This window comes from Caballeronia jiangsuensis (assembly GCF_046030135.1).
GTDB lineage: Bacteria > Pseudomonadota > Gammaproteobacteria > Burkholderiales > Burkholderiaceae > Caballeronia > Caballeronia jiangsuensis.
Genome location: NZ_JAQQDB010000066.1, coordinates 21,638 through 27,847 on the forward strand (window position 1 = coordinate 21,638; position 6,210 = coordinate 27,847).

Here is a 6,210-nt window from a genome sequence, read left to right on the forward strand (position 1 = left end):
AGGACGCCAGGGGTGGACCACTACATCGATCTTGCAGGCGATCCTTCCGCACTCGCGCATCTGCTGCGACGACTGCACCTTGCCGATGCCGTCGCCTCCGCGACGCTGACACCGCTGACGGGCGGCGTGTCCTCGAACATTTTCCGGCTCGATATCGGCGACAGGACCTACTGCCTGAAGCAGGCTTTGCCCAAGCTCAAGGTCGCGAAAGACTGGATCGTGCCGGTCGAGCGCGTCTACGCGGAGATCGGCTGGCTTCGGACGGCTGGCCGGATCGTGCCGGGTCATGTGCCTGAAGTGCTCGGCGTCGATCACGAAACCAAGAGCTTCGTCATGGCGTTTCTCCCGCCGACATACGCGAACTGGAAACGCGAGTTGATGGATGGCCGCGTCGATCCGGCGATCGCGGCGCAACTGGGCGACGTGCTGGGCCGGATTCATGCGGCGACGGCCGGCGACGCGGAGATTGCCGCCCGGTTCGCGAATGACGATACCTTTCACGCCATCCGTCTCGAACCGTATCTGGAAGAAGCCGCTCGACAAAATCCGCAAGTGGCGGTGGCGCTGCGCTCGCTGATCGAGCGCACGGCGGCCACGCGAGAAGCGCTCGTTCATGGCGATGTCAGCCCGAAGAACATCCTGTTGGGACCGGCCGGGCCGGTGATCCTGGACGCGGAATGCGCGTGGTACGGCGATCCTGCCTTCGATGTGGCCTTCTGCCTCAATCATTTCCTGCTCAAATCGGCGCGCTCGCCGGGTGCGCTTGCCGCGTTATTGGTGTCGTTTGCGAAGCTGGTCGAGCGTTATGTGCCGCATATCGCGTGGACGAAACCGGACGCGTTGCTGGACCGCGTCGCATCGCTGCTCCCGGCGCTGCTGCTGGCGCGCGTGGACGGCAAATCGCCGGTGGAGTATCTCGACGACCACCGCCGCGCTCGCGTGCGCGCCGCCGCGATCGAACTGATCGGGCGGCCGGACAGCACGCTCTCCGACATCACAACGTTCTGGCAAAGGGAGTTTTCCGCATGAGTCGAATCGAAGAAGTGCGAGCGCGACGTATCTGGGATTCGCGCGGACGGCCGACTGTCGAAGTGGAAATCGTCACTGAAACGGGCGCGCGGGGACGCGGCATCGCGCCGGCCGGTGCGTCTCGCGGTTCGCGAGAAGCGATGGAACTCCGCGATGGCGGCACGGCGTTCGATGGCAAGGACGTCAAGACGGCGATCGCCGGCATCGCGCGCGAGATTGCGCCCGCGTTGCGAGGCCACGAGGTCGCGGAACAGGCGATGATCGATGCGATGCTCATCGCGCTCGATGGCACGCCGGACAAGTCGCGGCTCGGCGGCAACGCGCTGATCGCGACATCGCTTGCCGCCTTGCACGCTGCCGCGAGCGAGCGAGGCTTGCCGCTCTGGCGTTACGTCGCGGGCGACGAGCAGGTGACGTTGCCGCTTCCGCAGATCCAGATTTTCGGCGGCGGCGCGCACGCGGAACGGCGCGTCGATGTGCAGGATTTCATGGTGATCGCGACATCGGCCACGAGTTTCGCGCAGGCGCTCGAAATGACCGCCGAGGTCTATCGACACGCCGGTGTGCTGATGCGCAAACGCGGCGCGGCGCAGGGCGTGGCGGACGAAGGCGGATGGTGGCCCGCGTTCTCCAGCAACGAGGAGGCGATGGACGTGCTGGTCGCATCGATCGAAGCGGCGGGTTTCGTTCCGGGCACGGATATGGGCATCGCGCTGGATATCGCCGCGTCGGAATTCGGCAAGGGCGGACAGTACACGCTTGGCCTGGACAACGTGCGGCTCGATACCGACGCGATGATCGAGAAGTTGCTGCGATGGATCGCGCGATACCCGATTGTGTCGATCGAAGACCCGCTATCGGAAGACGATGAAGCGGGGATGATCGCGTTCACGCGAGCGGCGGGAAGCAAGGTGCAGATCGTGGGCGATGATTTTTTCGTTACGCGCGCCGCGTTCATCGAGGATGCTGCGGCGAAAGGGGCTTGCAATGCGGCGCTCATCAAGCTCAATCAGGCAGGTACCGTGACGGAGACGCTCGCGGCGCTTCGGGCGGCGAGGAGGAACGGCTATGCGTCGATTGTGTCGGCGAGATCGGGGGAAACCGAGGATGTGTCGATCGTCCATCTTGCGACGGGGTGGAATGCGGGGCAGTTGAAGGTCGGGTCGTTCTCGCGGTCCGAGCGGATGGCGAAGTGGAATGAGGGGGTGCGTATCGAGGAAGGTGGGGCGATGGGGTTTGCTGGGGCGGCGGTTTTGTCGCGAAGTCGGTAAGCGTGAAGTCGCGAAACGTGTTGCGTCGACGGTGGCCGGGTTCCAGATTGCGCGATGCGTCTTGAACTCAGACGAATCCGAAAATAGACGTCATCGAACTACCTCTAAGTTTTTGAATAGTCGGTAATCCTTCGCGAACCATTCGGACTGCGAGATGTACTCGTCTCCGGGCAAGGAATTTTTGGGCAATAATTTCCCACTTTCATTCGAATTGCAGACGTCGAGCAATCGGAAAGGAGTCCGTTGGGGCTGAACCCTTTACCACCACAGCAGGAAGCAACATGAAGCAGTTCCTCTCTCTCACCGCGTGCGCGCTTTCGATCTCCCTTTTGTCGGCCTGTGCCACCGGCCCCGATCGCGACAAGGAGATCGCCCTCAATCAGCAAGTAGGCATCGAAGTCACGCAAACGCCCGAGGGCGTGCAAGTGCGTCTGCCCGACCGCGTGCTCTTCGACTTCGACAAATCCGGTCTGCGCGGTGATTCCGGACCCGCCATCCAGCGCGCGGTCGTGTTGCTCAAGCGCAGCAAGAAGTCCGTGATCGTCGAGGGACACACCGACGGTACCGGTACGCACGACTACAATCAGGCGCTCTCCGAATCGCGTGCGCAGACCGTCGCGGGTGCGCTGGAAGAGCGGGGCATCGCATCCTCGCGCGTCACCACGAAGGGCTTCGCCTACGACCGCCCCGCAGCAAGCAACGCCACCCCCGAAGGCCAGGCGAAAAACCGCCGCACGGAAATCGTGGTGATCGGCGAATCGCTCGACGCGATCATGGGTAAGTCGGCAAAGCGGAACTGACGCAAGTCACTTGCTGATCGGCGAGCGCTGTCGGAGGTCGGCTGAAACTCGGCCGACTACCTCCAGTATCCAGCCGCGTAATGCCGATATCCCCATCCCGGACGCCCGCCCCAATAACCCACCGCGACAGACGGCGCATACACCGGAGCGGGCGGCGCGTAATAAGCGACTGGCGGCGCATAGACCGGGACCGGCGCAACCGGCGCAAAGGGCGCCACCGGAATCACGGGCGCGTACGGCGCAACCGCCACGACAGGCGCGACAGGCACAACCGGCATCCCCACACTCATGCCGACGAACACATGCGCCTGAGCGCTACCCACCAGTCCGGCACCAAGCAGCGTAGCGACAGCGACATAACCGATTTTTTTCATGATCCTTCTCCTGGAAACGCGGTGCGGCATGATCACGCATCGGTTGAGAAGGATTGTGGGCGTCGACAATGAGCGAAGAATGAGCGCTCATTCAGTCCCGCAGTCGTTGCAGGCGTTGTCGATATATCTCGCCGCCTTGCCGCGCTCGGGCGGGCTGACCTGCATATAGCCGCCGTCGAGGATGTTATGACGGACGACATTCCCGCTATAGTCGACGCCGCCCTCGCCATTGGATCCGCCCGTGATATTGCCGCCGTTGATCATGCGGTTGCATTCCAGGACGTTGCCGCCGGTGTCCTGCGTGGCGTCGTTGTTCTCGGGGCCCATGCGGCAGTTATCGGCCAGATTGTAGGCAATGCGGCCCTTGACCGAACCCACCAGCGCGATGCCGTAAAGCGGGCAGTTGGCGAACGAGTTGAACACCAGAACGGCGCCGGTCCCGCCGCCTTGCCCTTCGGTCTGGAACATCGACTGGCCGAAGAAATCGCGGAAGCTGTTGCCCGCGAGCGTGAAGTTGTCGACCGCGCCGTTGGTCTGCACCGGAATATCGTAATGTCCGGGGCTGTCCCAGTCACGGATGCGGGTCGGATTCGCGCCCACGAAGTTACAGCCGACCAGACTATTCCCCGTCGACGGACCCTCGAAGTTGAACATGTTGCTGTCCTCGCGCACCGTCTTCTTGAGCGTCGCGCCGGGCTCGCACTGGATATGCCGGTTACTTGCCGTGATGACCACCGTGTGATTCAGCACATAGGTGCCCGCGGGCACGAGTACGTCGCCGGCATCGACCGCGGCCTGAAAGGCCTTGGTGTCGTCGGTCTTGCCGTTGCCAGTGGCGCCGAACGCCTTCGGGCTGCGCGGATCGACCAGTTTGGGCGGCGTGAAGGAGGTGTCCGGGCAGCTCGCCGTCGCCGGGACCGGCGAACTGGTGAGGCTCGCGCGATGGGCGCCGCTGTCGCGTTCGTCTCTGAACTGCCGCCACCAGCGCATGAGGTTATGCAATGTAAGGCGATCCAGGAGACGGCCATCGTCCCAGGCAGCGTAGACCGTCTGAAAGTGTCTGGTTACGCCGGGTGTGTTGATCACGAGCAAGGAAACGACAATCAATATCACGCCAACCACGATCGATTTCTTCATTGACATCCCATGCACGCTTTGGATTTCTCGATGGCGAGGCCTCGGTAAGCCGTCGCGCAGCCGCAACTCTCGCACGTTATACCCGCCGACTTCTGCCCGGTAGCACACCAGGCGAGCGTGCGAAATGCTGGCGCCAAACCGCATCATCGCGCGCCGGTGGCGTGGCGAACAGTCCGTCCGTCGCCTTTGATGCACGCTCCCTCGGTGCGCAAGCGGCCAGCCGGTCCTGCGCGGATCGGGTTCAATTGCCGGAGGAAGCGTGCTGACCGCAACAGTGCAATCGCTAAGGGAGCGTCTGCTTGGCGTTCATCAGGATCACAAGCGCATCGCAAGGAGCGCTTTCGTCCTGCTGTTATTCGTGCTCGCCGGGAAGTTCATCGGCGCATCGAAGGAAATGGCGATCGCGTACCGATACGGCATCAGCGGCACCGTCGATGCCTATCAACTCGCGCTCACGCTCGTCACCTGGCTGCCCGCGACGATCACGAACCAGTTGAGCGTGCTGCTCGTTCCCGCGCTCGTCGCGCTCAGAAACGACAAGGCCCGGCAGAACCAGCTTCTCGGCGAACTCGAAGGGGCGGGACTCGCCATCGGCATCGTGTTTTCGTTGCTGCTCTATTTTTTCTGGCCTCACATGGTGGGCTTCTTCTCGGGAAGCCTCGCCGAATCGACCCGCGAGATGTGCCGTCAGATGGTCGTCGGGATGACGCCGGTCGGCGTGCTGGCCTTCACGATCTGCATCTCCGCCGCCCGGCTCCAGGCTTCCGAAAAGCACATCAACACGCTGCTCGAATGCGTGCCGGCGATCGCGTTGCTCGTCTTCGTGCTGAGCGCGCGCGACAACACCTCGACCATGCCGCTCATCGTGGGCACGACGATCGGCATCGTGATCCAGGCGGCGTGGCTCCGGATACTCGCGAAGAGAGCCGATGCCGTGCCCGCGCGTCCGCGTCTGTCGCTGCGGGCGAAGGAGTGGCCGGGCATGACGCGCTCGATGGGCATGCTGCTGATCGGCTCGGTGGTCGCCAATCTGTGGCTTCCCGTCGATCAGTATTTCATGGCGCATATGGGCGATGGCGCCATCGCGACGCTCGGCTACGCGAACCGCCTGCTCTCGCTGCTCGTGAGCATGGGCGCGATCGCGATCAGCCGGGCAACCTTGCCGATCCTTTCGGAAATCCTGCATCGCGGCGATCATGCGCGGGCGCGCAGCACGGCCATCAAATGGTCATTCGTGATGCTGGCCGTGGGCTCGGTCGGCGCTGCGATCGCCTATATCTTCGCGCCGTATGCGATCAAGCTGTTCTTTCAGAAGGGCGCGTTCACGAGCGAGGACACGATCGCGGTCACGAGCCTGTTCCGCTTCGGGCTTTCGCAGATACCCTTCTCGTTCGGGATGTGCGTGCTGATCCAGTTGTTCGCGAGCGAAGCGCGCTACAGGGCGATCACGGTCATTTCCGTGCTGGGCTTCGCGACCAAGCTGGCCGCCAATGCGGTTCTGATTCGCTTCTACGGTCCGCTGGGCGTGCCGCTCGGCACCGGAGTGGGCGCAGCCAGTGTGCTGGCCTGCTATCTCTTCTGGACCCGCTTCGCGCCGCC

Annotated in this window: 6 protein-coding genes; 4 read left to right on the forward strand and 2 right to left on the reverse strand. The window is 63.3% G+C overall.

What is annotated here, in order from left to right:
• Positions 1-12: 12 nt before the first annotated feature.
• The 3 genes from PQR08_RS36910 (at position 13) to PQR08_RS36920 (ending at position 3,100) form a co-directional block, all read left to right on the forward strand.
• Positions 13-1,029 (forward strand): phosphotransferase, encoded by a 1,017-nt coding sequence (locus PQR08_RS36910; protein ID WP_250485839.1) that lies wholly within the window; start codon positions 13-15, stop codon positions 1,027-1,029.
• A complete protein-coding gene (eno, locus tag PQR08_RS36915) occupies positions 1,026-2,300 on the forward strand; it encodes a phosphopyruvate hydratase (RefSeq protein ID WP_250485840.1) in 1,275 nt (424 codons plus the stop codon). Before PQR08_RS36910 ends, eno begins: the two co-directional genes overlap by 4 nt.
• Before the next feature lie 281 nt (positions 2,301-2,581).
• Positions 2,582-3,100 (forward strand): OmpA family protein, encoded by a 519-nt coding sequence (locus PQR08_RS36920; RefSeq protein WP_250485841.1) that lies wholly within the window; start codon positions 2,582-2,584, stop codon positions 3,098-3,100.
• A 56-nt stretch (positions 3,101-3,156) separates the two neighbouring features.
• On the opposite strand, the gene PQR08_RS36925 is transcribed toward PQR08_RS36920, so the two are convergent.
• Both PQR08_RS36925 and PQR08_RS36930 read right to left on the reverse strand, forming a co-directional pair.
• A complete protein-coding gene (locus PQR08_RS36925) occupies positions 3,157-3,474 on the reverse strand; it encodes a hypothetical protein (RefSeq protein ID WP_250485842.1) in 318 nt (105 codons plus the stop codon).
• A gap of 87 nt (positions 3,475-3,561) precedes the next feature.
• A complete protein-coding gene (locus PQR08_RS36930; RefSeq protein ID WP_250485843.1) occupies positions 3,562-4,611 on the reverse strand; it encodes a glycoside hydrolase family 55 protein in 1,050 nt (349 codons plus the stop codon).
• Between the two features lie 259 nt (positions 4,612-4,870).
• Between PQR08_RS36930 and murJ the strand changes: the two genes are divergently transcribed.
• Positions 4,871-6,210 (forward strand): murein biosynthesis integral membrane protein MurJ (murJ, locus tag PQR08_RS36935; protein WP_408164189.1); only part of this gene is annotated, 1,340 nt, incomplete at its 3' end.

Coding starts and splice junctions, on each gene's coding strand:
- eno (WP_250485840.1), top strand. CDS start 1,026: ATGAGTCGAATCGAAGAAGTGCGAGCGCGACGTATCTGGGATTCGCGC.
- PQR08_RS36930 (WP_250485843.1), bottom strand. CDS start 4,611: ATGAAGAAATCGATCGTGGTTGGCGTGATATTGATTGTCGTTTCCTTG.
- PQR08_RS36925 (WP_250485842.1), bottom strand. CDS start 3,474: ATGAAAAAAATCGGTTATGTCGCTGTCGCTACGCTGCTTGGTGCCGGA.
- PQR08_RS36920 (WP_250485841.1), top strand. CDS start 2,582: ATGAAGCAGTTCCTCTCTCTCACCGCGTGCGCGCTTTCGATCTCCCTT.